This window comes from Syntrophorhabdaceae bacterium (genome assembly GCA_028698615.1).
Classification (GTDB): Bacteria; Desulfobacterota; Syntrophorhabdia; order Syntrophorhabdales; family Syntrophorhabdaceae; genus Delta-02.
In genome coordinates this window covers 30,174-55,253 of sequence record JAQVWF010000005.1, presented here as the reverse complement: position 1 = coordinate 55,253, position 25,080 = coordinate 30,174, and the positions used below count along the sequence as shown (strand labels likewise).

Sequence of the window (25,080 nt, the reverse complement as noted above, 5' to 3'; positions counted from 1 at the left end):
CACATTCGCCCTCACATCCACTTCTCGGCGGTTTTCTATATTTCCAGCCACGAATCGGAATAGAGCGTCTGCCCCATGAGCACCCGGGTTGTCCTGGCATAGTCGCTCTCTTCCTTCGAAAGACTCGAATGGTCCACTTCCTCGCCATCCATGACGAGGTGGATGAGGGCTTCCACCTGGGGCGCCTCTCCGTGAGCGATGGCGATAAGCTCGGTGTCGAAGGCGTCGACAATGGCAGCATACATACCGTAGCGTTTAAGCATGACGAGGTATGTCCTGTTCATGATGCCCCTCAAGTGTGCCGGCACACCATTGGACACGTTCGACAGGCCGCAGGTGGATTTCGACGACGGCGCAATATCCGGGAGCATCATGACGAATTCGGTGCACCCCTGGATCTGGAGCTGCTGGGTGTTCACGGGCAGGATGATGGGGTCTATCCAGATATCCTCTTCGGATATGCCATGGCTCGCGGCCGCCGCCAGGATCTCGGCGGCGCAGAGTCCCCGTTCGTTCGCATCACGGGGAATCCCCTCGGCACTGAGGGTCAGGCCGATGAAAGGTGCATTGTACCTCTTCGCCACGGGCATGAGGGCCTCCATCCTTTCCGGTCTCGCTGAGATGGAATTGATGAGCGGTCTCGTCCTCGCAATCCTCAGACCGGCCTCTATAGCCTCTATGTTGGACGTGTCGAGGGAAAGCGGAAGGTCCGTCACCTCCTGCACGACGGCGACAAGCCATTCCATGAAATCGGGACCGGTCTTCCGCGCGGGCCCGATATTGAGATCGATCATATCCATCCCGGCTTGAGTTTCCGCCTCGGCCATCCTCTGAATAGGTCCGGCATCCCGGTTCTGGAACGCTTCGCCAAGCTTCTTGGACATAACGTTTAAGTTCTCGCCTATCAGAAACATGTCTGCCTCGCTTACGTAAACAGTCTTTGTTTGCTGCTGTCTCAGCTATGTCAACTCTTTAATAACCAATGACCAGGAAAGATATTTTTCCTTTTGGTTATTGAGATTCGGTCATTATCTTTTTCATCTGGTTATTGTAATTTGGTCATTGGTTATTATTATTATCCCATCGTCCACGTTTTCAAATACCCCGGTAAATGCGCGGCTTCACGGGGGCCTATCATTATCTTCCAGCCTTCCAGTTCCTCTTCGAGATCGCCAAGTATGGCGGCGGCGTAGCCGGGAATGATGAGACTGCGGTGCTTCACCCTGTCCTCCACGCCGGACTTCTTGACGAAGGACCCCACGAGGTCGCCGACGAATTTGCCGGCCGCCCAGGCCGTCATCACGGAGAGCCCTTCGGTGTCCATGATGCAAAGCCAGCTCGGCACGCGGGAATTCTCGATCTCGCCGCTGACTATGAAATAGGTGAGGGAGAAATTGCACGTTACAAGTACCGGCGAGTTCTCATCGGGATTGTTGATGGGGTAGATGCCTTCCTTCGTCGTCATCGGGCGCTGAGGATCGGTATATATGTTCAGCCTCTGAAGGAGAAGGGGGAATATGGTCTCACCGGTGATATCGCCAAGAACGATGATGCCCGCATATTTCGCGACGAAGAGCGATGCGATAAGGGTCTCCTTCATGGGATCGTCCGTCATCTCGCAGGGAAAGGTGATCGTGGAAAAACCGAGGGGTTTGAACTTGGCAAGGAGCGCGGCCCTCCTGATGGCCACCTGGTCCGTAAAGGAATCCCTTATGCCCCGTGTGGACGTATCGATGACAAAGTCCTTGAGTCCCATGGCCGTCAGTTTCCCGGTGAGGGTCGCCACTTCATCCAACCCGCTGCCGACAACCGCGAGGGGCAGCCCGTATTCCTTCGCGAGGGAACCGAAGACCTCGTAATTATCCGGTGTCGCCCCGTAGATTAGGGGCTTCCTGTCCCTCGCAATATCCAGAGCTTCCTTCATAACCGGCGCCTCGCCGCACATGAGGATGATGGCGCAAGGCCTCACAAGGGCTGCCTTCACGATGGCCATGAACCTGTCTCTGTTCCCGGTGAACTTTATGGCGGCCATCTCGGGCTTCATTGTCACCCCGACACGTTCATACTGGAAATATTCAAGCGCAGTGAGGCGCCGCTCCACCTCACCCTCATCCATCGCGTCAGTAATCAGGATGGCGATACCGGGCTTGTTGAAAAAGGTCTTCTCATGACGGAAAAGCACCGTCTCCCCGCCGATCCTGACGCCGTAATCATCGACGCCGATGGACAACTGCCTGATGGGCGGTGCGCTTGCGTCGGAAAGCTGGCCCTTCGCCTCGGCAGTGACGTGCGGGCACAGGTCAAGCTCCGTTTTTCCCGCGGCCAGCGCCATTGCAAAGGCAAGGCACGTGGGAAACTTACACTCCCCGCAATTGGTCTTGGGAAGAAGTTTCAATATCTGAATCCCCGTTAACGCCATCAAAGTCTCCTTTCGTTGAAGAGAATAACCAAAAGGAAAAACATCTTTCCTCCTGGCTATTGATTACTGGTAAATTGGTTATTGTATCTTCTTTTGGTCATTGGTGCCTGGTTATTGGTCATTGTCATTTCTTCTATAGTAAATCTTCCATCCCCAAACAGGGATGTCCTTTCTTTGTTATATATTCCAGCACCTCGTCCTCCGTCCTGGCCACTGTTTCGTCGGCGATCATGTCGGGCAGATCGGGGTAACCCAGTTCCTCGCCTCTCTTCTTGAGCCGTTCATAGACCTCGTCCTTGAGCCGTTTGGGCATCCAGGCCATCCTCAGGAGACCGCCATCACCACTCAGGAACTTCTTCTGCGTGATATTGTACTTGCTGTGGCCAAGGAACCCCGGCACCTGTGCCCCACCACCGACGGAACCGGCGAGACTGGTAAATTTCATGCCGCAGGGCGTCATGTCGGTGAAATCGCGGTCAACGGTCATGATGGCATTGCACATGGGCAGGATGGCGGCGATGCACTCGCAGCATCCGCATGTCGTCATGGGATCGACCATGAGGCTGTAGAGGCTCACGTTCTCCACCTTCTGGCGCGAAGCTTTACGGATATATTCATTACAGCCGCGGAACTGGCCATACCGTTCGTCGATGACGACGCCCTTCTGCACGGGCTGGTTGGGGCCTTCGGGGCTGATCTCGTAGGCCGCGCGGCAATCAAGCCAGTTGTATGCGCCGCAAAGACCCGTCCGTTCGGGGCTTATGACGCAGACATGGCTCGGCGCGAATGACTGGCACAGGATGCAGCTGTAAAAGGTCTCCACGCTCTCGTCCGTCATGCCCTCGATCCGCGCGTCTCTGTGCGCGTAAGAGGCCCTCGCAGTCTCGAGGATCTCACGGACCCTGGCCTCGTCGGTGTAGATCTTTACCTGCACCTTGTCGAAGATGGCTCCGAAGTCCTGGTGGTACTTGGCATGGATGATCCTGCCGATGTGTTCCAGGGCGAAGCCTTTGTCGACCGCCTGACGAGATATCCTGATCCAGGCGATGTCGCGCTGGCCGATGTGCATGATCCCCTGCGCCTGATTGATGAGATGATGATTCTGGCGTTCCAGGATGGGTTCGAAATCCTCCTGGAAATTGCGTCCCGCAACCTCCGCCACCATTGCAAAATGCAGCCGCGATCCGGGCGTGATATCGGAAACGTCGGAGCCGATGACCTCGATACGGCCGTCCTCCACCTCTTCCATTTTCTTTGATGTCGTCCATTCGACTGCTATCGTCCGACCTCCGCCCATTTCGAGATATATGTCCTCACCGCGGACCCGTTCGCCCTCGAATGCGGGCCCGTATGAAACCGGGATGGGCACCTTCGCTACCTGGACCTTGAGGCCCCGGACCTCGACGGCCTTCTGGACTATCTGGTCATGAGGGATGTCGGACACAACGTGTTCATAGGTGCAGATGCCCGTGGGAAGGACCTGCGGTATCGGTGTGTCGGCAATCGTCGGGAAACCCCAGTTGATCGCCCCCGCGGCGTTGGCATACCACTCGTCCGTCACGTCGCCGAGAGCGAGGACAAAGGCATACGTCCTGTCCTTGTTGTATATCAGGTTCCGCCTGAAATCGCCCGGCCGTACGCCCCCAAAGGCCATGGCGACGCGGCAGGCAAACCCGATGGCAAAAACGGCCTGATGTATGTCGGGCCCGAAAGGAACAAGGCGCGTGGGCCAGCCTATCTGCACGCCGGCCTCCCGAAGCTGCTCGGCAAAGCGTTTGCCGCCGTTCTGTCCGACCATGAAGACGTAGAGGTTCTTCTCCTGCAGTTCAAGGGCGATCCTCGACGCCGTGGCTGCGTCCGGCGCGGCACCGGCCACGGCCGCGAAGCCGGGGGCGGTTCCGTCGACGAACTCCACGCCCCTCTTCCTGAAGATCACGTCGTTCGCGGCGCCAAGCCACATCGTCCCTTCGGTGATCTCTTCGGAGTCGGCCGCATACCTGTCTGGCTCCTCGAGATACCGGACGGCCTCTATCATCTCTTCCGCGAAAAAGGTCGCCATGCCCGCATCGAGCGCCGGGGCCAGGTACGGCAGCGGCGTCGTTTCCCTGACGGGCGGCGGGATAAGTCTGCCGCACATCCCGAGGACGCGCTCCATGTCCTTCACCCGGGAGACAGCCATACCCGTCATCGAGTATATGATGGGAAGATAGTACGCCGTGTTGGGGAAACCTATCTCCTGATCGGGCCCGTATTTCTCCATAGCCTCGCGGTATTTCCCTTCGGCCTGGGTGAGTATCTTCCGGGCGCCCCGTATTGCCGCCGAAGCTATGATCTTAGACATTCATCCACCCCTTCGCCTTGCCGTTCTGAACTGTAAGCCTTGTCCGCGCAGCCATCAATCCATGGCCCTTCTCATGGCCATATCGTAAAGGACGCGCTCCCTCGCCTTGTCAATGCCAAGGGCCTTTCGCTTCTTATCGATATGGGCGATCATAAGCTGCGCGGCCTTCACCGGGTCTTCCTCGTAGGCCCACATGCCCTTGTATATGTCCTCGTATTCCCCGAAAAGATGCTCCGTGACCTTGTCGCTCCCCAGCGTGGGCCATGTGGTGCCGAAAACGGTAAATATCCCCGAGGTCACAAAATATTGACCGATCGCGATGGCCTTTTCACTCATCCATTCCGGGGCAGCCCCGGCGACAGGCAGGTCCGAAAGGTCATCGCCGAGACCGCCCTCCTTGACCATGGCCGTCGCCGCAATCAGGATCCTCGAGTTATCGACACAGGAGCCCATGTGGAGAACCGGGGGAATGCCGATGGCCTCGCAAACCTCTGCGAGCCCGCTGCCTGCATATGTATGGGCCGCCTCCGGAGTGAGCAGACCCGCCTTGCCGCATGCCATGGCGCTGCAGCCTGTCGTCAGAACGAGCACATCATTCCTGATAAGCTCCTTTATCATCGCGAGATGCGCGGCATCATGCTTGGTCCGCACATTGTTGCATCCCACGACGCCCGCGACGCCCCTTATCCTTCCGTTCGCGATATTGTCGTTGAGCGGCCGGTAGCTTGCCCGGAAAAGACCGCCCAGCAAATAGGTTATCGTTTCATGACTGAAACCCGCCACCATGTCCTGTCTCTCATTCGGTATGCAGACAGCGTGACGTCTGTTCGGGTAGTTCTCGATGGCCATCGCAAGGATCTTTTTCGCCGTGTCGAGACCGTGTTCAGGATGGAACTCGATATGCTCCGCACCCTCTATCATGGCCCGATCAGAGGTGGTAATGAGCCTGGTGTGAAAGCACTCCGCCACATTCGCCAGTCCCTGCATCTGGCACTGGACATCGACGGTCATGAGTTCGACCGCGCCCGTGATAAGGGCCAGCTCCTGCTGGAGGAAATTGCCCGCGCACGCTATGCCGTGGCGCATAAGCACCTCGTTGGCACTGCAGCACATACCGGCAAGATTGATACCCTTTGCTCCCGCCTTTTCCGCAAGTTCCTTGATGACCGGATCGCGGCTTGCCACGACGAGCATCTCCGGCAGAAGCGGCTCGTGTCCGTGGACAACGAGGTTGACGTGATCTTCCTTTAGAACACCGAGGTTGATCGACCCAAGCACGGGAACCGGTGTGCCAAACATGATGTCCTGCAGCTCCGTTGAGATCATCGAACCACCCCAGCCGTCGGCCAGGGCCGCCCGTGCTGCCTGCTGAAGGATGTGACGATAGTCCTGGTCAACACCCATATGCGTCCGGTGCATGACCTCCACGATCTCTCGGTCGATACCGCGAGGCATGACGCTGTGTTTCCTCCATATTTCCTGCCTGCGGAGAGGGGCTTTGTTCGCATATGCAAGTTCCCCGCTCTGTTTGCCGAACTCGTTCAGGGCCTTCTCACCAAGCTCTATGGCGATGTCCTTCACATCGCGTTTTTCTATGGTGATACCGAAATCAAGGGCCACCTCGAGGAGCTTTATCTCGTCCTTGATGGAGAAATCCTGCGTTTCGCCGCGGGCCACCTTGAGAAAGGTCATGACCACCTCGCGGGCGTGGTCCGAGTGGGAGGCCGAACCGGCGGCGACCTTTCTGGCAAAGTTTCGCGCCACAACGGTATCGATCGTAGCTCCGCAAACACCTACACGCCGTTTGCCTTCGTCCTTCTTTGAGCGCGGCATCCTGCAGGGACCCATGGAGCATACCTTGCAGCAGCTTTCCTCGACGCCTATGGGGCAGGGTTTTATCTCGTCGGCGCGGGAGAAAACGGTGGAAATGTTTTCCCGCTGCGCCTTGTCGATGAGCTCAATGGTTGCCTTGTCGATGCTTTTTTCCTTGCCGTCGGCCATTCTCTCTCCTTATTACGCGCAGAGCTCGCCTATCATATCCCTGACGAGGGATATGCTGTCGGGGTGACGCATCACGACGACATCCGCCCCGGCGACGAGGAGCGTCATCGCGGTGACCGCCTCCATAAGGACGGAGCGGCGCTTCTCATCGCCCAGCTTCGGGTCCTCATCTCTTGTCAGTCTCGTTTCCCTTGTCTTCCATACCTCCGGGGCAACGTTGCAAATGATGGGAAACTGAAGCTTGGCGTCCTCCTGCGTGAGCGCCGCCATCCTGTCGCGTTCTATCACCGAATAGGAATATTCGAGACCGTAGCCCAAACCGCCCGTGGTGGGATCGATAACGATCTTTTCGTCGTTGACGCCCAGATTGCCAAGGAGGATGTTGAGCTGTTTCGCCAGGTTGACGTCTATGGGAGACGATGCCATGACGACCTGACCATAGCCGATGGCCATGGCGCCTATCTGCTTGTAGTTCTTGTCAGAAACGGGGCCGATGGCGACATTCTTGCCCTCGCAGACCTCGGCGACCGATCTGAGAAGCTCGCTGTCCTTGTCATCATTTGCCGTGCCCCAGACAAGAAGGGGCACATCGATGGCGTCGGCCACCTTCTTGACGACCTCCACGACCTCTTCGGTCCCCTTGTTCTCACCGTTGGGGTCGGCGCTCCTGAGCTGGAGGACGATCATTTCCGCGCCGTAGACGTCGATGCACTTCTTTGCCCATGCGACGGGGTCGGAAAGTACATCCCCGTAGGGTTCGATGGCCCATTCCTGCCATTCATCGGGGGGACTGTCCCAGACCTCGAAGGCAACCCTGGGAATATTGGGCATATCGCCCTCGAAACGGTAGAAAGGATAACAGCCGGCGCCGCCTATCTTTACCGCCTTCGGCCCCGTGCCCAGCACAACCTCCTTGATCCGCCCCGTGTATTTTATCTTAGAAATTTCGAAGGCCATCTGTTCCTCCCCTGTCTTGAACCATATGATAATGTCATTCTCAGGCTTCCTGTTTTCTCTTTTCGCTGCCGTACCAGTCCGCACTGTACCAGTAGCGCATGGCGGAGCGGATGTAGCCAAGCCTTTCATCGCGGGTGGCAAGCTTCTCGCGCCAATCCCCGCGCCCGTCGGGCTTGCCTTCCTCGAAGGTGGCGCCGAGGACCCTTACCTTCCTCCCGGCATTATCTTCCTTTTCATCATATATATACCCTTCCATGCGTCATTTCCCTCCCGCGGCCATCCGGGCCGCCTTAAGCGTGTTCTCCATGAGCATGGTGATCGTCATGGGCCCTACACCACCCGGCACGGGCGTGATGACCGAGGCCTTCTCCTTAACCGATTCAAAATCGACGTCACCGCAGAGCTTAGCCTTACCCTCGGGCGTCATGCCTATCCGGTTAACACCCACGTCGATCACGACAGCGCCCTCCTTCACCATGTCGGCGGTTATTGCCTTCGCCTTCCCCGCTGCGACTATGAGAATGTCCGCCCTTCGGGTATGTTCCGCAAGGTCGCGGGTCGCTGTATGGCACATGGTCACGGTGGCGTTGGCATTCGTCTCCTTCTGGACAAGCATCATGGAGATGGGCTTGCCGACAAGATTGCTTCGCCCGACGACGACAACCTCGGCTCCTCTTGTCTCAATGCCTCCCATGGAAAGAAGCTCTCTGATACCGAAGGGGGTGCATGGATAGAACCGCGCCTCGCCTATCATCAGCCTCCCGAGGTTCATGGGATGCAGGCCGTCGACATCCTTGTCGGGGTCGATGGCGTAAAGGACCCTCGTTTCGTTGATGTGCTTCGGCAGGGGAAGCTGCACGAGAATGCCATGGATCGCAGGGTCATCGTTGTACTTTCCGATCAACTCCACGAGACTGTCTTCAGATACGTCTTCCGGCTGGTCATCCTGGACGGAATAAAAGCCAAGCTCCCTGGCGGTTCTCTGTTTGCCCGTGACATAACTCACCGAAGCGGGGTTGTCGCCCACGAGGATGGTCACGAGACCAGGCGTTACGCCCGTCGTCTCACGGAGCGTGATCACCTCTTGCGCGATCCGCTCCCGAACCTGCTTCGCGACCTCTGTTCCGCTGATGATCCTCGCCGTCATAAACGCTCCTTTATCACAGGCTCCATACTCCGTTCAAAAACCTGTCGTTCTGTCGAAAATGGCCCAGGCGTCAGCAAGGGACTTTGATGAGGGCTCCAGTTCAAAGACCGTCTTTCCCGCTGCATCGGCCCGCACGAGATCTTCGTCGTTCCTCACCGTGCCGCCGATGGCCACGTCCCTGTCTTCCGCCGCCCTTTGAAGAACGACGCTGTCCCTCTCGTTGAAGCGGTTGACGAGGACAACGGTCTGTCGTATGTGAAGACCCAGTTCCCCTATTATCGACAGTATCCGCGACACCGTGAGGATGCCCCGCGGTGTCGGGTCTGATATCACGTACAGCACATCCACATCCTGCGTCACCAGCCTGCTCATGTGTTCCATACCCGCCTCGTTGTCAACCACCACGAAGGCGTAGTTGCCTTTCAATGCGTCGATGTATTTTTTCGCCATGCTGTTCGCCGCGCAGTAACACCCGGGGCCTTCGGGCCTTCCCATGACAAGAAGATCAAAGCCTTTTGCCTCGATGACCGCTTCCTGCACCTTGTATTCCAGCCAGTTGTCCTTGCTCATGCCGGCGGGAACATCCTCCTTGAGCTTTTCCCGGGCCTCGCCTATGGTGGCGTGGACGCTCACACCCAGAACCTCGTTGAGGTTGGAGTTCGGATCGGCATCCACGGCAAGTACCGGCCCCTTTTTCACCTTTTCCACGAGATACCTGACAAGCATCCCGCCTATGGTCGTCTTACCGACACCGCCCTTACCCGCCAACGCAATAACTTTAGGCATAGTCGCCACCTTATATGCTTTCTTCCCTCCACGACAACGCTCTTCCTGGATTCCGGCCTTCGCCGGAATGACGGATGGAAGATCGTAGCGCCCCTTCACATCTTCCTGATGCATCCTCTACAGTTCGTAACCTGCAGCATCTCTTTTCCTTTTCCTGTCCCCTTCACGGCCTGGGACCTGGAACCTGAGACCCGGAACCGTCCTTTAGCACCCGCATCACTTCCGGAAAGGCCCTGTCATCCGTGTGCGGCAGGAACATGGCGGCCATGAACTCGCCCATGAACTGCACGCTGTCTGACAGTTCTAAGTTTGTCATCGACCGCGCCACCTCACCTGCCTTTTCAAAGAAGCCGCGCGAAAGCGCCGCCACCCGAGCGCCGCCAAGAGACGCATTCCCTATGAACCGGAAACGCTCTGCCGGCAGTTCGGGCAAAAGGCCTATCGCAATCGCCTTTTCAACATCGATGGAGTGACCGAAGCCTCCGGCAATAATAACCACACCGAGATCGCCAAATGCAAGACCCCCATGGCCGAGCAACACCTTGCACCCGGCATATACGGCGGCTTTCGTCCGCATGATGTTGTCAAGGTCTATCTCCGTTATGACAATGTCCCGCTCGATATTCGTTTCGGCGGCAAAACACAGGACATATTCGCGGCCGTTAACACCCTCCCTCACCCGCTCTGTCGTTGTCTCCAGCGAGAACTTGCCGTTGCGGTCGATAGCACCCGCGAGGAAAAGCTCGGCCACAATGTCGATAAGCCCGGAACCGCAGATGCCGAGCGGCTTCATCCTCCCGATGGTGAGGATCATCGGCTCAAGGGTGATGGGATTGACGCGCACCTTTTCAATGGCGCCCGGGGCCGCCCGCATCCCGAACTGGATCCCGCCGCCCTCGAAAGCAGGGCCGGCCGAACAGGAGGCACACAGGAGCCACTGCCCGTTTCCGAGCACGATCTCACCGTTGGTCCCGATATCCATGAAAAGTGAAACCCCGTCGCCCTCAGTCATCCCTGACAGCGCCACGCCGGATACGATGTCTCCACCCACGTAGGACGAGACGCCCGGGATGGCAAAAAGGCGTGTGTTGGCCCCGGCAGCGAGGCCGACCTCTCCGCAGGCGACAGGCGCGAAGGCCGTCGAAAGTGGTGTATAGGGCGCAAGCATGATATGCTTCGCCTCGATCCCGTAGAAGAGGTGCATCATTGTCGTGTTCCCCGCCACGACAATGTGACTGATGTCGGCAGGATCGATATGCCCATCTTCCAGAAGTTCACCGATGAGCAGATTTACCGTGGACACGACGACACCCTGAAGCTTCTTGAGCCCCCCGCGCTTTCTCGTGTACATGATCCTCGAAATGACATCCTCACCAAAACTGATCTGCCCGTTGTAGTCAGAGGACGAGGCCACTATCTTCCTGTCCCTTTCGCCCCGGTCGCAGGCAAGGAGCTGGGCCGCGATCGTCGTTGTCCCGATGTCGACGGCAACCGCATAGTGGAATTTTTCCCTGTCACCCTTTGCGATGTATGTGACCTCTCGCTGACCGCTCATCGTCACGTCAACGGTAACATTCCAGTCGGCATCCCTGAGCCTGGTGCCAAGGTTGCGCATCACCCCGAGGGACAGAGCAAGCTCTTCACATCCGACCCTCGGCGCCAGTTCCCGCACCATTCTCGCCGCATCGGAAACGCTGTCCTGCATGTCGGGCCGGGGAAGTGTGAGGTTCAGCCTTTTCACCAGGGGCTCGAGGCCATATTCACACAGAAGCGCTTCATCGATGGCCCCGGCGTCGACGTCGCTCATGATCGTGGACTTTCTCAGGACGCTTCTGTCAACCTGCGATTCCAGGGGGATCTCGACCACGGCATCCCCTGCGACCGAGGAGGCGCAGGCAAGACGAAAGCCTGCGGCATAGTCGCTTTCAGTCAATGAAGGATGGGCGGATGATTCCAGGGGCCCCTCGGCGATCCGTACCCTGCATTTTCCGCACACACCCCTTCCGCCGCAGGATGCATTGATGTGCACCCCCGCCTTCATGGCGATCTCGAGTAAATTCTCTCCCCTTTCTGCCGGAATGATCCGATCTATCGGCAGAAATCTTATCCTGTATTCTGGCGGCATAGTTTGGAATTTTTATTGTACCAAATTATCCCCTCTTTGAACATACCCTAATTTGGGCAAATCCCGTTCTCGCCATGACTGCCGTAAGGCTCTGTGTTCACCATCATAAATCTAGGAGGCCTTCGGCGAACGTAGCCTTCTAAAAGCTGTATTATCAACAAATTAACGTTGACAACAAAACTCAAATATTATATAGTGTTCATCATAATGAATTATGTATAGCGCGCCCGTCATAAAGAAAACCTTCGAAGTCCTTTCGCTCGTTGTTGACAGCAAGAGACCTCTCGGCGTCACGGAGATAGCGAGAACTCTTGCGTTGAGCAAGAGCACCGTCTTCGGCATACTCAAGGCCCTCCAGGAAGAGAACCTCATCGTGAAAAGCAAATCCACCAAGCGTTACACCATTGGGGAAGAGCTCTTCAAGATCGCAAAGAGAGTGCTTCAGGGCGGGGAACTCAGTTCCGTCGCCCGCCCGTTCCTTGAAAAGCTTGTCGAAGATGTCGATGAAACGGTCTTTCTCTGCGTCCGCGAGGATAGCGTCGTCAAGGTTATCGATACCATAGAAACGCGAAAGAAGCTGAAGATATCGTCCCCCGTGGGGACGCGGCTGCCGATTACGGCATCGGTCTTCTGCAAGGCCCTTCTCGCTCCCATGGAAGATAACGAGATCCGTGATTTTCTCAAGGAAAAAGGCCTGCCCAGGTACACCCCGAACAGCATCACCGACCTCGACCGCTTCATCGATGAGATACGGGTGACACGGAAGCGTCACTACAGCCTCGACCTCGAGGAATATCTCATGGGCGTCAGGGCAATAGCCACTCTCGTCTATGCCAACGATTATCCCGTCGGCGCCATCTGCATCCTCGGCTTCACCGGCTCCATGCCCACCGACAAACTGCCCGACATGGCTCAACGCCTCATCAACACCGCCCAAAAAATATCGGAAAGGCTCTCACAGTAGAGACAGTCTCAGGTCTCAGGTTCCAGGGAAAGACCGAGTCTCTCTGGGCCCGCGTGTCATCCCCGCCAGGCCCGGCTCGCCGCGAACTTCTTTTGCGTTTTTGCTGTGCCATGGCATAATATCCGGAAGGAAAGATCAGACAGGGGGACAATGAACCATGACAATTCCGTACAATCCCGTCCACGCCGAACTCGAAGGCCTGCCCAGAGAAACACTTATTGAACTCATCAAGATGTATTCACTGAACTGGCATACCTGCGACGGCCTCTGGTTCTCCGGGGTGGAGGACCGCTGGGGCACCGAGAAGGCGCTGGAGATCGACATCCACATGTGGGATGTCTCCTCGAGGCTGGAGGCGCGGAGGATAAAGGAGGTGCTTGCCATACCGGACAATGCGGGACTGGATCAGGTTATGCGTGCCATCAATTTTATGAGCTGGGCCGCAAAGTGTTCTTATACCATCGAAAAGAATGATGGAATAGCTGTTCTCACCGTCACATCCTGCCCTCCCCAGGAGGCCCGCATCAAATCGGGGAAGACGGTATTCGCGTGCCGGCCCACCTTCGAGCATGGTTTCACCAATGTTGCCGCCGTCATCGATCCCGGCGTCAAGGTATCCTGCACATATTGCCCTCCCGGCCCCCACCCCCCGGACAGCTGGTGCCGGTGGGAGTTCGCGAGCCCGAAGACGGCAGGATAATAATAACAGGGACGGGCATTGCCCTGCCCCGCACGGCCCGTTGCCTCGTCTCTTACACGTTCATCTCAGGTACGTCGTCTTGTCCTTTACGGCCTTTCGCGGGACCTCACGAAGAGGGGACGCGCATTTTCCCAGGCATATGAGGGCAAGCGGCATCTTTGCCCCGTCGATGCCCAGTATCTCCCTTATGGCCTTCTTGTCGAACAAGGTGAACCAGAGCGAACCGAGCCCCAGGGAACAGGCGGCAAGGTGCATGTTCTGGATTGCGGCGGCGCATGCCGCCTGGTAGCCCATACTACCCTCTTCGGTGAACATGTCGAAACCCGTCTTTTTCGGGTCGCCCACCACCGCGATGATGACAGGCGTCTGCTTCAGGAAACCCACCTGGTAGGAATCAAGCCATTTCCAGCCGCTTTTCTCAAATGCCCACACCCTGCATCGCTCGGCTTCATCGAAGATCTTGCCCCTCATTACCGAACTTGTGACGACGAGGAATTCCCAGGGCTGCATGTTGGCCGGTGACGGGGCCCATGTGGCAGCCTCCAGCACCTTTTCGATCACGTCATCGCCCACCGGGTCCGGAAGGTAATCCCGACAGCTCCTCCTTGTGCGCATAGCCGTGAATAGATCCATCTTCATCCCCCTTCTGCATGTATTTCCTTCAACACGGATGTTATCAGTCGATCAGGTTTATGTCAATCCCAACCTAATCCACCGGCAAATGATTGACATCATCGCCGGAGCGTTGTAAAATTAGTCATAGTGCCGGCGCGACCATGGATATCCGGCTCACAAACATCTCTCACCGGCTTGCGTTGAGACAAACCCTCGTATTTACCAATCCCACACTGAAGGTGGCTCAACTACAGGATAGCTTTATGTTTGACGTTCTACACTCTAAGTTTTTAGATGAAGGACCTCGAACATGGAGCATTGACCTGGCAGGGACTGACAATGAAAAAGAAAATGGCGCAAACAGTACTGGGCTCTCGAAACAGTCTGGCGGATGAACGTCGAAATACCGCCGATCCCACCGGGGAAGAGCTTTATAAGACTCTCGCCAACAATCTTCAGGTGGGCGTATACATCTCGGCAAACAAGCGGTTCCAATTCGTTAATCTCCACATTCAGGAATACACGGGTTATCCGGAAGCGGAGATGCTGGAGATGGACCCCCTCAGCGTCGTCCACCCTGACGACACGGAGAGGGCAGCCAGAGACGCCGGCGACATGCTCAAAGGTCTTCGGTCGGCACCCTTCGAATATCGGCTGATAACGAAGGAGGGACAGATCAAATGGATCATGGAAACGGTGACACCCATCATCTTCAAGGGACAGAAGGCCACCCTCGGCAATTCCATGGACATCACGGAACGCAAAGAGGCGGAAGAGAGTCTCCAGCAGCTTGATGCTCTCAAATCTTCCATCCTTGATGCCATTCCCCAGGCCGTTGTAGGGCTCGAGGACCGGCGGATCAATTTCGCGAACACCGCCGTGGAGGAGGTGTTCGGCTGGCATCCCGAGGACCTTATCGGCAAAAGCGTCACAGTCTTCTACCGGAACGATAAGGAGGCGGAGGAGATCGGCCGCCACTTCTACGGCACCCTGGAGCATCAACGGACATACGTGACTGAATTCAACTGCCGCCGCAAGGATGGCAGGGACATCCTGTGCAGAATGAGATCGGCCCGGATCGGAGACGCATTGCACCAACGGCGGATAGTCATCACCTACGAGGACATCACCGAGCAAAGGAGGGCGGAGCAAGAGCTGGCAAATTCGCGGGAACAGCTTCGCGACCTCTCCATATACCTTCAGTCCGTCCGGGAGAAAGAGAGTACCAGAATAGCCCGGGAAATACACGACGAACTCGGCCAGTCGCTGACGGCCCTCCAGATGGACCTTGCCTGGCTGGGCTCCCGCTTGCCCCCCGGAGACCTCTCGCTTGGTGTCAAGGTGCAGCGCATGAGCAGTCTCGTTGACACAACAATAGACAGCGTGCACCGGATCTCCACCGAGCTCAGGCCCATCCTCCTCGACGACCTGGGCCTTACGGCCGCAATGGAATGGCAGGTCGGGGAGTTTCAGGAACGAACAGGTGTGCAATGCGATGCCCGTTTTGACTGCAAGGAGGGCGCCGTGGAAAAGGACCTGGCCACAACCATTTTTCGCATCTTCCAGGAAACGTTGACGAACGTAACCCGTCATTCCGCGGCAACACAGGTCCGCGTCCGCCTTATCCAGAAGGACGGGGAGCTCCATCTCGAAGTTGCCGACAATGGAAAAGGGATCACCCGGGAACAGATCGCAAACCCCAAATCCTTCGGGATCGTGGGCATCCGGGAACGGGTCAACCTCTGGGGCGGAATCGTGCGTATAAGCGGCAAACAGCGCAAGGGTACGACGATCAAGGTTCGAATACCCATGCACCACAGGAGGGGATGATATGATACGGATCCTTGTTGCTGACGATCATACGGTGGTCCGTGAAGGCATCAAGCAGATACTCGCCGGCCTCGACGACATGATCGTGGAGGATGAGGCGGAGAGCGGGCAGGATGTACTCGCAAAGATAACCACAAAGGATTATGATCTCATACTTCTCGACATCTCCATGCCCGGAAAAAGTGGATTGGAGGTCCTTGAAGACATAAAGGTCATCCGGCCCAAAGTACCCGTGCTCATTCTCAGCATGCACCCCGAAGAACAGTATGCGGTCAGGATGCTCCGCGCCGGTGCCGCCGGGTACCTTACGAAGGCGAGCGCACCCCAGGAGTTGATAAGCGCGATCCGAAAGGTCTCCAAGGGCGGGAAGTACGTCACCGTCTCACTCGCGGAAAAGCTTGCCTTCGAGCTCGATGCCGGGGCCCAAAAATCCCGCCATGAGCGGCTCTCCAACCGCGAATACCAGGTCATGCTCATGCTCGCCTCCGGCCAGTCCGTAAGCGAAGTGGCGGAAGAAGTCTGCCTCAGCGCGAAGACCATCAGCACCTATCGAACCAGGATCCTCGAAAAGATGGGCATGAAAAAAAATGCGGAACTGACCCTCTACGCCGTGAAGAACAATCTCATTCTTTAGCGGCCCATCCTGTCGACCCCCCTAACGGAAACACCCTGCGTCGGGTTTTGCCCCATACGGCTGCCCGACCTTCAGGACCACCCTGTCAGCAATACACCGTCACAACATCCCTTTCTATATCCGACATAAGAAAGAGACAAACCCCGATACCGCCCGCACCAGCACCATGCAATAATAGACTACCGGTGTCCGCGGAATAATTGATACCGGCGCGGGGTGGATAAAATGAACTTGAAAAGGGACCGATACGTCAAAGGCAGTCACGGGCGACAGAATACCACCGCCCGGATACTCGGCCGGGCCCGATCCGAGAACCGCGAATACCTGATGGAACATGAAAGCAAGGCGATCCTCGAAAACGCCGGCGTCAAGACAACGGGTACCGTCGTCGTCGCCACCGAAGAGGAGGCCGTTAAAAGGGCCCGCGGTCTTGGTTATCCCGTCGTCCTCAAGGTCGTCTCTCCCGACGTGGTCCACAAGACCGACTCGGGCGGCGTAAAGCTGAACCTCGGGAGTGATGATGATGTCAGGCAGGCCCACCGGGATATCCTGTCGTCATTCAAGGGCAAAAACATCGTGGGGATCTCCGTACAGGAGATGGCGCCGGCGGGCGTGGAGGCCATCGTCGGATTCACGCGCGATGAGAGTTTCGGCCCCGTTCTCATGTTCGGATTGGGGGGGATCTTCGCCGAGGTCCTCAGGGATGTGACGTTCAGGGTTCTGCCGATCACCGCGGACGCTGTGCAGGAGATGATCGAAGAGATCAAGGGTTTCCCCATCCTGAAGGGATACCGAGGTCACGCTGTCGATATGGCGGCCCTCAGGGAACTGCTCCTCAATGTCTCCACTCTTGCCGTCACGCACCCCGAACTCAAGGAACTCGACATAAATCCCGTGTTTCTTTACCCCACCGGCTGCGTCGCCGTGGATGCCCGCATATTTGTCGACCATTCCCCCCGGGTCTCTCCAAAAACAGCTTCCCGGACAAAGGACGATCTTCGCGCGTTGTTCTATCCCGAGAGTATCGCCGTGCTGGGAGCTACAGATTCCGGAGGTAAACTCGGATACAACGTGATGCAGAACCTTCTTTCCCATCAATTCAAAGGGAGGCTCTACCCCATTAATCCCCGCAAGGAGTCCATTCTCGGAGTGAAGGCCTACCCGTCGATCCTCGACGTGAAAGACCCCGTCGATACGGCGATCATCATCGTTCCCGCCGCGGCGGCCCCGAAGGCCATCGAGGATTGCTGCCGGAAGGGGATAAAGTATCTCGTGGTCGAAACGGCGGGCTTCGCGGAGACGGGGGAAGCCGGCCGAAAGATGCAGACCAATATAAAGGACCACATCGCGACGGGAAGGCACCGTCTGCTCGGCCCCAATTGCTCGGGCATCATCAACACCCATCACGATATGGTCCAATCCATCGGGCTCATCGGCACATTGCGCAAGGGCAACGTCGGGCTCATCGCACAGGCCGGGGTTTACGCGGCCGGCATCCTTACGGGACTGCGCAACGTCCTCGATTTCGGCATCATCGCCACCATTGGCAACAAAATGGATATCAGCGAGGCCGACATTCTCGAGTTTATGGGGAACGATGCGAACATCAGTGTCATAGCCCTTTACATGGAAGATGTGACGAGCGGTCGGCGTTTTGTCGATGTGGCGGAACGGGTATCACGAAAGAAACCTGTCATCGCCCTCAAGACGGGACGGACGGAGGCGGGGAAAAAGGTCGTCTCCTCACATACCGCTTCCATGGCGGGAAACGACGAGATCAATTCAGCGGCATTCCGGCAAACAGGAGTCATCCGCGCCAGGGACAACGAGCATCTTTTTTCCTTGATGCGGGCCTTTTCCAAACAACCTCTGCCGAAAGGCCCCGGTGTCTTCGTCGTTACCTACACGGGATCTCTCGGGGTTGCCGCCACGGATATGCTCTACGCGAGCGGACTGAGGCTCGCTGTCCTCGAGCCTCATGTCAAGGAGCGATTGGCACCCTTTATCGACGACTATCTCAACATACAGAACCCGGTGGACTGCTCCTTCAATATGGACCCAAAGCAGACACGGGAGATCATCCGGATCGGAGTGGAGAGCAGCGATGTCCACAGTATCATCGTTGTCGTCCAGGGTGAGATCCTTGAATCGTATGTCGAAACCCTGGCATCCATCGATTACAAGGGAAAGCCGGTCGTCTGCTGCGTGGCATGCAAGGAATTCATGATGGATCCTGTCATCCGGATGGAGCGGAAAGGCATCCCCGTATATTCCACTCCTGAAATGGCCGCGCAGGTCCTTTCGGAGATGTACGGGCACGGCCGTTTGCGCAGCAGGACACGCCTCGCCGATCTCAACCGATTCCTCGCCGATCGTTCATTCGACATAGCGGACCGCCGCGTTCACCTGAGATTGCTGACACAGCATGATATCGATCTTTGGACGGACTTTGTCAGGAGTTGTTCCCCTCAGTCCCTCTGGATGCGCTTCCTCTCCCCTTTCGCCCCCACGCCTGAGACCGCCCGCCGTTTCTGCGACATCGATCCCGACGAAGAGGTGGCGGTGGTTGCCGAAACCATCGAGGAGGACCGAAAAAGGCTTGTCGCCATAGCCCGCCTCATAAAGTGCGGTCCCACCAACCAGGCGGAATACGCCGTTATCGTCACCGATTCCTGGCAGAAAAAGACGCTCGGCCGTCTGCTCCTCGAAGCCTGTCTTGACCTTTCAAAGCATCTCGATATCCGCATAGTCAATGCGGAGATACTCCAGGAAAACTTCCCAATGAACAAGGTCCTTAACCACTGCCACTTCACGATGTACGCGAAAGAAAGAAACATGCTGCTCATGTCGAGAAGTCTCGAATAGGATCGGACACCACTCACCCTTTGAAATCTGTGATGTGAAAGGACTTTACTTTTGCTCGCCGTTGAAGTATAGATAGTGAGTTGAGGGGAATGTGGGTTGGGAATAGAATCCCCCTCAACTCTGGCAGACGCCGATCGCAATACGGTTACGATCGACAGAAGTTTACTTAAAAAGAATTGAAGCTTTGAGGAGAAGAACCCGGCCGCTATCCGGCCGGGTTCTTCTTTTATTTCCTTATTTTATTTTCTTTCTTTCCGCTACCAGGTCATCAACAACACCGGGCTCGGCCAATGTTGACGTGTCGCCGAAGTCCTCGAATTTCGCAGCCGCGACCTGCCTGAGCACGCGGCGCATGATCTTGCCGGATCTCGTCTTGGGAAGCCCGTCCGCCCACTGGATCAGGTCCGGTGTGGCGATAGGTCCGATCTCCTTGCGCACGAGGGCGACGAGATCTTTCTTCAGGGCATCGTCTTTCGCAACACCGGTGTTCAGCGTTACATAGGCGTAGATCCCCTGGCCTTTAATTTCGTGCGGAAATCCCACGACTGCCGCTTCTGCAACCTTCGGGTGCGTAGTAAGCGCCGCTTCGATCTCCGCGGTTCCCAGCCTGTGGCCGGAGACGTTGATGACGTCGTCGATCCTTCCGGTGATCTTGTAGTCACCATCGGCATCTCTTTCGGCACCGTCGCCGGAGAAATAGGCCCCCGGGAACTGTGAAAAGTAGTTATCTTTGAACAGCTTGGGATTGTTCCATACGCCCCTCATCATGCCGGGCCATGCTGTCTTCATGCAGAGTGCTCCCTTGCCCGGGCCCACGATCTCCTTGCCGTCCTCATCAAAGATGGCCGGTACAACACCGAAGAAAGGCCTCATGCACTTTGCGGGCTTGATATCGATCGCGCCGGGAAGAGGCAGGATCATGTGTCCGCCGTTTTCCGTCTGCCACCAGGTATCCACGATCGTGCACCTGCCGCCGCCGACCTTATTGTAGAACCACCACCAGGCTTCAGGGTTCAGCGGTTCACCGACGGAACCCAGAACACGCAGGGAGGAGAGGTCGTGTTTTTCCACCCACGCATCGCCTTCCTTGGCCACTGCGCGGATAGCTGTAGGAGCGGTATAGAAGTTGTTGACGTTGTATTTTTCCACCACTTCCCAGAACCGGTCGAAACCGGGATAGCTCGGAAGCCCTTCGAAGAGGATGCTGGTATGCCCGTTGGTGAGAGGGCCGTAGGCAACATAACTGTGACCGGTCACCCAGCCGATATCGGCCGTGCACCAGTAGACATCTTCGTCACGAACGTCGAAGGCGAGCTGCTGTGTCATGGATGCATACAGCAGGTAACCTGCGGTCGTGTGCTGAACGCCCTTGGGTGTTCCCGTGGAGCCTGACGTATAGAGGATGAACAGCGGGTCTTCCGCGTCCATTTCCTCGGGTTTGCAGAATTTTCCCGCTTTTGCCATCAGGTCGTCCCACCAGATATCGCGGCCTTCCTTCATGGTGACGGGCGTGCCGGTACGCTTGACCACGATCTCGGTCTTTATCGTCGGGCACTGCTCGGCTGCCTTGTCCGCGTTGTCCTTCTGCGGGACTGCCTTGGCGCCGCGGTAGGTGCCGTCACAGGTGATGAGCACAGTGGACTTGCAGTCGTTGATCCTGTCCCTCAACGCCTCTGCGGAGAAACCGCCGAAGACGATGGCGTGTACAACGCCTATCCTGGCGCAGGCGAGCATGGAGATGACGAGTTCCGGGATCATGGGGAGATAGATCGTGGCCACATCACCCTTCTTCAGACCCATGTCTTTGAGAACGTTTGCAAATCTGTTTACTTCCCTGTACAGATCCCAGTATGTGAAGACCTTCCAGTCATTGGGGTCGTTGCCCTCAAAGATGATGGCAGCCTTGTTCTTCTTCGTTTCCAGGTGCCGGTCAAGGCAGTTGTAGCTTGCATTCAGCTTGCCGCCCTCAAACCATTTTACGTGGAGGTCATCGCCGAAGGACCAGTCGGAAATCTTATTCTTGTCAAAGGGTTTGAACCACGTCAGTCTCTTTTCGGCCTCTTTCGCCCAGAAGGCGTCAGGGTTTTCGATGGACTCTTTGTAGAGCTTGTCGTACTCAGCCCTGCTCTTGATGTACGATTTTTCCCTTACCCTGTCAGGAACGGGAAATACCTTGTCATAAAAATCGGTTTCATTAGGCTTTGCCATTCTTCTTCTCCTTGTCCTTCAGATTTACGCACGCGGCACTCACAACCGCGTTTTCTCATCAATTACCAAAACCCACAGCATCAGATTAGAACAAAACCTGCGCCTTTGGTATCGGCATGGGGATGAATTAGATGTAGGTGATATACCTACACGTGATAGGCCGGAACCGGTCAAGCGCCAGGCATGGAAGCCCGTATATGAGAGCTGCCAGGGTCAGACCACCTCTATGCCCCGCAGAGGGCCTGAGAACGGATAAATTCGAATGGCAATGTGCCAGCTGAAGGTGATTGGCATTTAGAGCACGAGAACAGAGATCTTCCCCGAGATGGACTTCAAGCCTTCAACGGACCATGTTGTCTTCAAGAACCGCTACAGCGCGTTCCTGGCGAATCCGCCTGAGCTGGAGCGCAGGCTCGACGTGCTGAAAAGAACCCAGCTCATTATCGCCGGGATCGCCGCGAATGTGTGCGTAGAGTCAACTGCCAGAGACGCCATGCAGCTTGACTACGAGGTGGTGGTTATCGCCGACGCAGTAGACACCTTCGATAAAACCCTCCTCAAAAACACATTAAAGAACATCATGCTCTTCTTCGGGGACGCCCGCACGACGGAAGAGGTCATGGACGAGCTCAGAACTCACGGGGGCAGCAGGTATGTGCCATAAGACCCAAACGCTGGAAGATGCCCTGTCCCGGTACATAAGTGATGCGTGTGTGTGGGACGCCTCCGAGAAACGCCTGACGGGAAGGAAAAGCATGGTCGATTACTGGACCAATTACCACGCATCCTTCAAGGAGACGCTGGGAAAACCCGAAAAGATCGTTTTCGGCGACAGGGAGGTATATCTCCAGGTAAGGATTCGTCTTGATTTTCTGGAAGACAGCCTTTTCTACGGAAAATCTTACAACAAGGGGGATGCGCTGGAGTTCGGCTGCGCCGATTTCTATGAACTGGACGAGGACGGCAGGATACGATCGGGATGCGTATATATAAAATTTTTCAATTGATCCCGGATTGTAGTAGTCTATACGCTGGTTCGCATTGCGCACTCATCAGGAGGAGATGGTCATGAAAACTGTCTTGAAGTTCATTATCGTTTTTCAGGTCATTGCTCTGGCATTGAGCTTCAGTATGCCCGCCCTCGCCGATACCCCGGCTCCTCCCCGGGACTACACGAAGGTGACGGAAACCGGGGAATATGTCTTCGTCATGCTCGCACCGCCCGAAAAATGGGTACGAAAGGACCTCGAATTAAGAAAGACCTACAAAGAGTCAGGACTTTACAGGAATGACGGCTCAACAACACCGTTATGGACCGTCCACTGGTATTCCTTCTCGGTCTATCCCAGTTCCGACGGAAAGCACGTCGTCCGCATGGGGCCCTGGGCGACGTCTGTAGAGGACCTGGCCCTGGCCTTCTACGAAAACGGAACACCGCTCAAACAATACCTGATAAAGGACCTCATCAAGAATCAGCTCGCATTACGCCGCACCGTAAGCCATTTCTTCTGGAGTTCGGAGAAGAGTTTCAACGACAAAGAGGGCACGATGCTCCTGAAGACAACGGACGGACAAACCTACCTCTTCTCCGTAAAGACCGGGGAGATCCTGACCAAATGAAGCCTCACCGTTGACGCCCTGGTAATACCGGCTCCGAGAATACAAAAGACTGAAAACTTGTCTTTATCTCTTACCTTCAGACTCGAGACTATCGCTTAGAACAATCCTTTTACTTTTCCCGTTTCCACATCCACGTCTATGCGCCGGAAGGCAGGGTCTGAGCTTGTTCCGGGCATGAGGCTTATGGCACCGGTGACGGGGCAGAGGAACCTGGCACCCGTGAAAACGAGGACGTCGCGAACGGGAAGTCTCCAGCCCTTCGGGACACCTTTGAGCTCCGGTTTGTGGGAAAGGCTCAGGTGGGTCTTGACCATCATGGTGAAGTAATCGCTTTTTGACGGATCGGCCTCGAGGCGGCGTGCCTTCTCCTCGGCCTCGGGGATCCACAGCACGCTGTCGGCACCATAGATATTCTTTGCGATCACGTCCACCCTCTGCATAAGCGGCATCTCGAGGGGATAGAGGTATCCGAACTCAACCTTCTCATTGCAGGCATCAATGACGGCATCGGCAAGCTCCAGGGCCCCCTCCCCGCCCCTCAACCACTGTTCGGACACGGCAACCCGCGCACCTTCAGCCTCCGCAAGCCTTTTGACAAGGGCGATCTCATCCTTCGTGTCCGTGGTGAACTTGTTTATGCACACGACAGGCCTTATTCCGGACATCTTGACGATCCGCACGTGATGGAGAAGATTCGGGATACCCCTCTCCAGGAGCCCCAGGTCTTCCTGGGTGTATTCCTTCGGAAGCGGTATGCCGGGGGCGACACGAGGCCCCCCGCCGTGCATCTTGAGGGCCCTGATCGTGGCCGTGATAACGGAGACATTCGGCTTGAGACCGCTCAGTCTGCATTTCACGTTCCAGAATTTCTCGAAACCAATATCGGAGCCGAAACCGCTCTCGGTTACGTGATAATCGAAAAGCTTAAGTCCCAGGAGGTCGGCAATGATTGACGACTGGCCAATGGCTATATTCCCAAAGGGGCCGGCGTGCACCATGACGGGTTGGCCCTCCACGGTCTGCATGAGTGTGGGATTGATGGTGTCCTTCATGATCGCGCACATCGCCCCGGCAACCTCAAGGTCCTCGGTGGTGACGGGATCGCCGTTCTTGCGATAGGCGACGGTGATCTCGCCAATGCGTTTGCGCAGGTCCTTGAGGTCCCGCACAATGGACAGGATCGCCATCAGTTCCGAACTGACCCCGATATCGAAATGGGATTGCATGGTGAAACCGTCCATTCTGCCGCCCATACCGACAACGATATTGCGAAGCGCCTGCGCGCAGAAATCTATGACCCATCCCATCTGAATGTTGGTCGGGTCCACATCGAGGCGCTTGAGGCCCCTCTTTGCCAGCTCTTTGTCCCCGTAGTTCCGCTCGTGCTGCATCCTCGCCGTCAAGGCGACCATGGCGATGTTGTGGGCATTCATGATCCTGTCGATATCGCCGGTAAGCCCCAGGGAGAACTCCGTCAAGGGAACGACCTGTGCATTGCCTCCGCCGCCGGCGCTTCCCTTTACGTTCATGGTGGGACCCGTAGACGGCTGACGGATAGCTCCGCCCACATTTTTCCCCCTTTTTCCAAGGCCTTCGAGGAGGCCCACCGTTGTCGTGGTCTTGCCCTCGCCAAGAGGTGTGGGGGTGATGGCCGTGACGTCGATATATTTCCCGTTCACCTTGTCATTCAAACGCTGCATTATGGCGGCATAATTGAGGCGGCTCATCTTCCCGTAAGGTATGAGTTCCTCATCACCAAGGCCCATCTCGTCACGCATCTGCCAGATGGTCTTCATCTTCTCTTCAGCGGCCTCGGATATCTGCCAGTCCGGCATCTTTGTCGCGTCATAAGGCATCTTTAAACTCCT

At 56.4% G+C, this 25,080-nt stretch carries 20 protein-coding genes; 8 read left to right on the top strand and 12 right to left on the bottom strand.

Features of this window, described 5'->3' with window-relative positions; genetic code table 11:
• Positions 1-35: 35 nt before the first annotated feature.
• The 9 genes from PHC90_03365 to PHC90_03325 form a co-directional block, all read right to left on the bottom strand.
• On the bottom strand, positions 36-914 hold the full coding sequence (locus tag PHC90_03365) for a dihydropteroate synthase (protein MDD3845380.1): 879 nt from the start codon (positions 912-914) through the stop codon (positions 36-38).
• Positions 915-1,075: 161 nt separating this feature from the next.
• On the bottom strand, positions 1,076-2,419 hold the full coding sequence (gene acsC, locus PHC90_03360; protein MDD3845379.1) for an acetyl-CoA decarbonylase/synthase complex subunit gamma: 1,344 nt from the start codon (positions 2,417-2,419) through the stop codon (positions 1,076-1,078).
• Positions 2,420-2,552: 133 nt separating this feature from the next.
• Positions 2,553-4,760 (bottom strand): acetyl-CoA decarbonylase/synthase complex subunit alpha/beta, encoded by a 2,208-nt coding sequence (gene acsB / locus PHC90_03355; GenBank protein MDD3845378.1) that lies wholly within the window; start codon positions 4,758-4,760, stop codon positions 2,553-2,555.
• A 54-nt stretch (positions 4,761-4,814) separates the two neighbouring features.
• Entirely contained in the window at positions 4,815-6,761 is a 1,947-nt protein-coding gene (gene cooS / locus PHC90_03350) for an anaerobic carbon-monoxide dehydrogenase catalytic subunit (protein MDD3845377.1), read from the bottom strand.
• Between the two features lie 12 nt (positions 6,762-6,773).
• On the bottom strand, positions 6,774-7,718 hold the full coding sequence (locus PHC90_03345; protein ID MDD3845376.1) for an acetyl-CoA decarbonylase/synthase complex subunit delta: 945 nt from the start codon (positions 7,716-7,718) through the stop codon (positions 6,774-6,776).
• A gap of 40 nt (positions 7,719-7,758) precedes the next feature.
• Positions 7,759-7,974, bottom strand: a complete 216-nt coding sequence (locus PHC90_03340; GenBank protein MDD3845375.1) for a hypothetical protein — start codon at positions 7,972-7,974, stop codon at positions 7,759-7,761.
• 3 nt (positions 7,975-7,977) lie between these two features.
• On the bottom strand, positions 7,978-8,865 hold the full coding sequence (gene folD, locus PHC90_03335) for a bifunctional methylenetetrahydrofolate dehydrogenase/methenyltetrahydrofolate cyclohydrolase FolD (protein ID MDD3845374.1): 888 nt from the start codon (positions 8,863-8,865) through the stop codon (positions 7,978-7,980).
• Between the two features lie 33 nt (positions 8,866-8,898).
• Positions 8,899-9,651 carry an AAA family ATPase gene (locus PHC90_03330; protein MDD3845373.1) on the bottom strand — a complete coding sequence of 251 codons (753 nt, stop codon included), beginning with the start codon at positions 9,649-9,651 and terminating at the stop codon, positions 8,899-8,901.
• Between the two features lie 163 nt (positions 9,652-9,814).
• Positions 9,815-11,776, bottom strand: coding sequence for an ASKHA domain-containing protein (locus tag PHC90_03325; protein ID MDD3845372.1), 1,962 nt, complete (start codon positions 11,774-11,776; stop codon positions 9,815-9,817).
• A gap of 214 nt (positions 11,777-11,990) precedes the next feature.
• On the opposite strand from PHC90_03325, the gene PHC90_03320 reads away from it, so the two are divergent.
• Together PHC90_03320 and PHC90_03315 are read left to right on the top strand one after the other, a co-directional pair.
• Complete coding sequence (locus PHC90_03320) at positions 11,991-12,740, top strand: IclR family transcriptional regulator (GenBank protein MDD3845371.1); 750 nt, start codon at positions 11,991-11,993, stop codon at positions 12,738-12,740.
• A gap of 157 nt (positions 12,741-12,897) precedes the next feature.
• Complete coding sequence (locus PHC90_03315; GenBank protein ID MDD3845370.1) at positions 12,898-13,440, top strand: DUF6125 family protein; 543 nt, start codon at positions 12,898-12,900, stop codon at positions 13,438-13,440.
• Between the two features lie 60 nt (positions 13,441-13,500).
• On the opposite strand, the gene PHC90_03310 is transcribed toward PHC90_03315, so the two are convergent.
• Positions 13,501-14,073, bottom strand: coding sequence for a nitroreductase family protein (locus PHC90_03310; protein MDD3845369.1), 573 nt, complete (start codon positions 14,071-14,073; stop codon positions 13,501-13,503).
• Positions 14,074-14,394: 321 nt separating this feature from the next.
• On the opposite strand from PHC90_03310, the gene PHC90_03305 reads away from it, so the two are divergent.
• The 3 genes from PHC90_03305 to PHC90_03295 all read left to right on the top strand — a co-directional run bounded on the left by PHC90_03305 (position 14,395) and on the right by PHC90_03295 (position 19,384).
• Entirely contained in the window at positions 14,395-15,885 is a 1,491-nt protein-coding gene (locus PHC90_03305) for a PAS domain S-box protein (GenBank protein MDD3845368.1), read from the top strand.
• A 1-nt stretch (position 15,886) separates the two neighbouring features.
• Entirely contained in the window at positions 15,887-16,519 is a 633-nt protein-coding gene (locus PHC90_03300) for a response regulator transcription factor (GenBank protein ID MDD3845367.1), read from the top strand.
• Positions 16,520-16,744: 225 nt separating this feature from the next.
• On the top strand, positions 16,745-19,384 hold the full coding sequence (locus PHC90_03295) for a GNAT family N-acetyltransferase (GenBank protein MDD3845366.1): 2,640 nt from the start codon (positions 16,745-16,747) through the stop codon (positions 19,382-19,384).
• Between the two features lie 234 nt (positions 19,385-19,618).
• Here the strand turns inward: PHC90_03295 and acs are convergent, their stop codons facing one another.
• Positions 19,619-21,592, bottom strand: coding sequence for an acetate--CoA ligase (acs, locus tag PHC90_03290; protein MDD3845365.1), 1,974 nt, complete (start codon positions 21,590-21,592; stop codon positions 19,619-19,621).
• A 313-nt stretch (positions 21,593-21,905) separates the two neighbouring features.
• Between acs and PHC90_03285 the strand changes: the two genes are divergently transcribed.
• From PHC90_03285 to PHC90_03275, 3 genes are all read left to right on the top strand, one after another.
• Entirely contained in the window at positions 21,906-22,256 is a 351-nt protein-coding gene (locus PHC90_03285) for a cysteine hydrolase (protein ID MDD3845364.1), read from the top strand.
• Positions 22,246-22,599: a nuclear transport factor 2 family protein gene (locus tag PHC90_03280; protein MDD3845363.1), complete on the top strand. Its 354-nt coding sequence runs from the start codon at positions 22,246-22,248 to the stop codon at positions 22,597-22,599. Before PHC90_03285 ends, PHC90_03280 begins: the two co-directional genes overlap by 11 nt.
• A gap of 61 nt (positions 22,600-22,660) precedes the next feature.
• Positions 22,661-23,212, top strand: a complete 552-nt coding sequence (locus PHC90_03275) for a hypothetical protein (GenBank protein ID MDD3845362.1) — start codon at positions 22,661-22,663, stop codon at positions 23,210-23,212.
• 95 nt (positions 23,213-23,307) lie between these two features.
• Here the strand turns inward: PHC90_03275 and PHC90_03270 are convergent, their stop codons facing one another.
• Positions 23,308-25,068 carry a formate--tetrahydrofolate ligase gene (locus PHC90_03270; protein ID MDD3845361.1) on the bottom strand — a complete coding sequence of 587 codons (1,761 nt, stop codon included), beginning with the start codon at positions 25,066-25,068 and terminating at the stop codon, positions 23,308-23,310.
• Between the last annotated feature and the right edge of the window lie 12 nt (positions 25,069-25,080).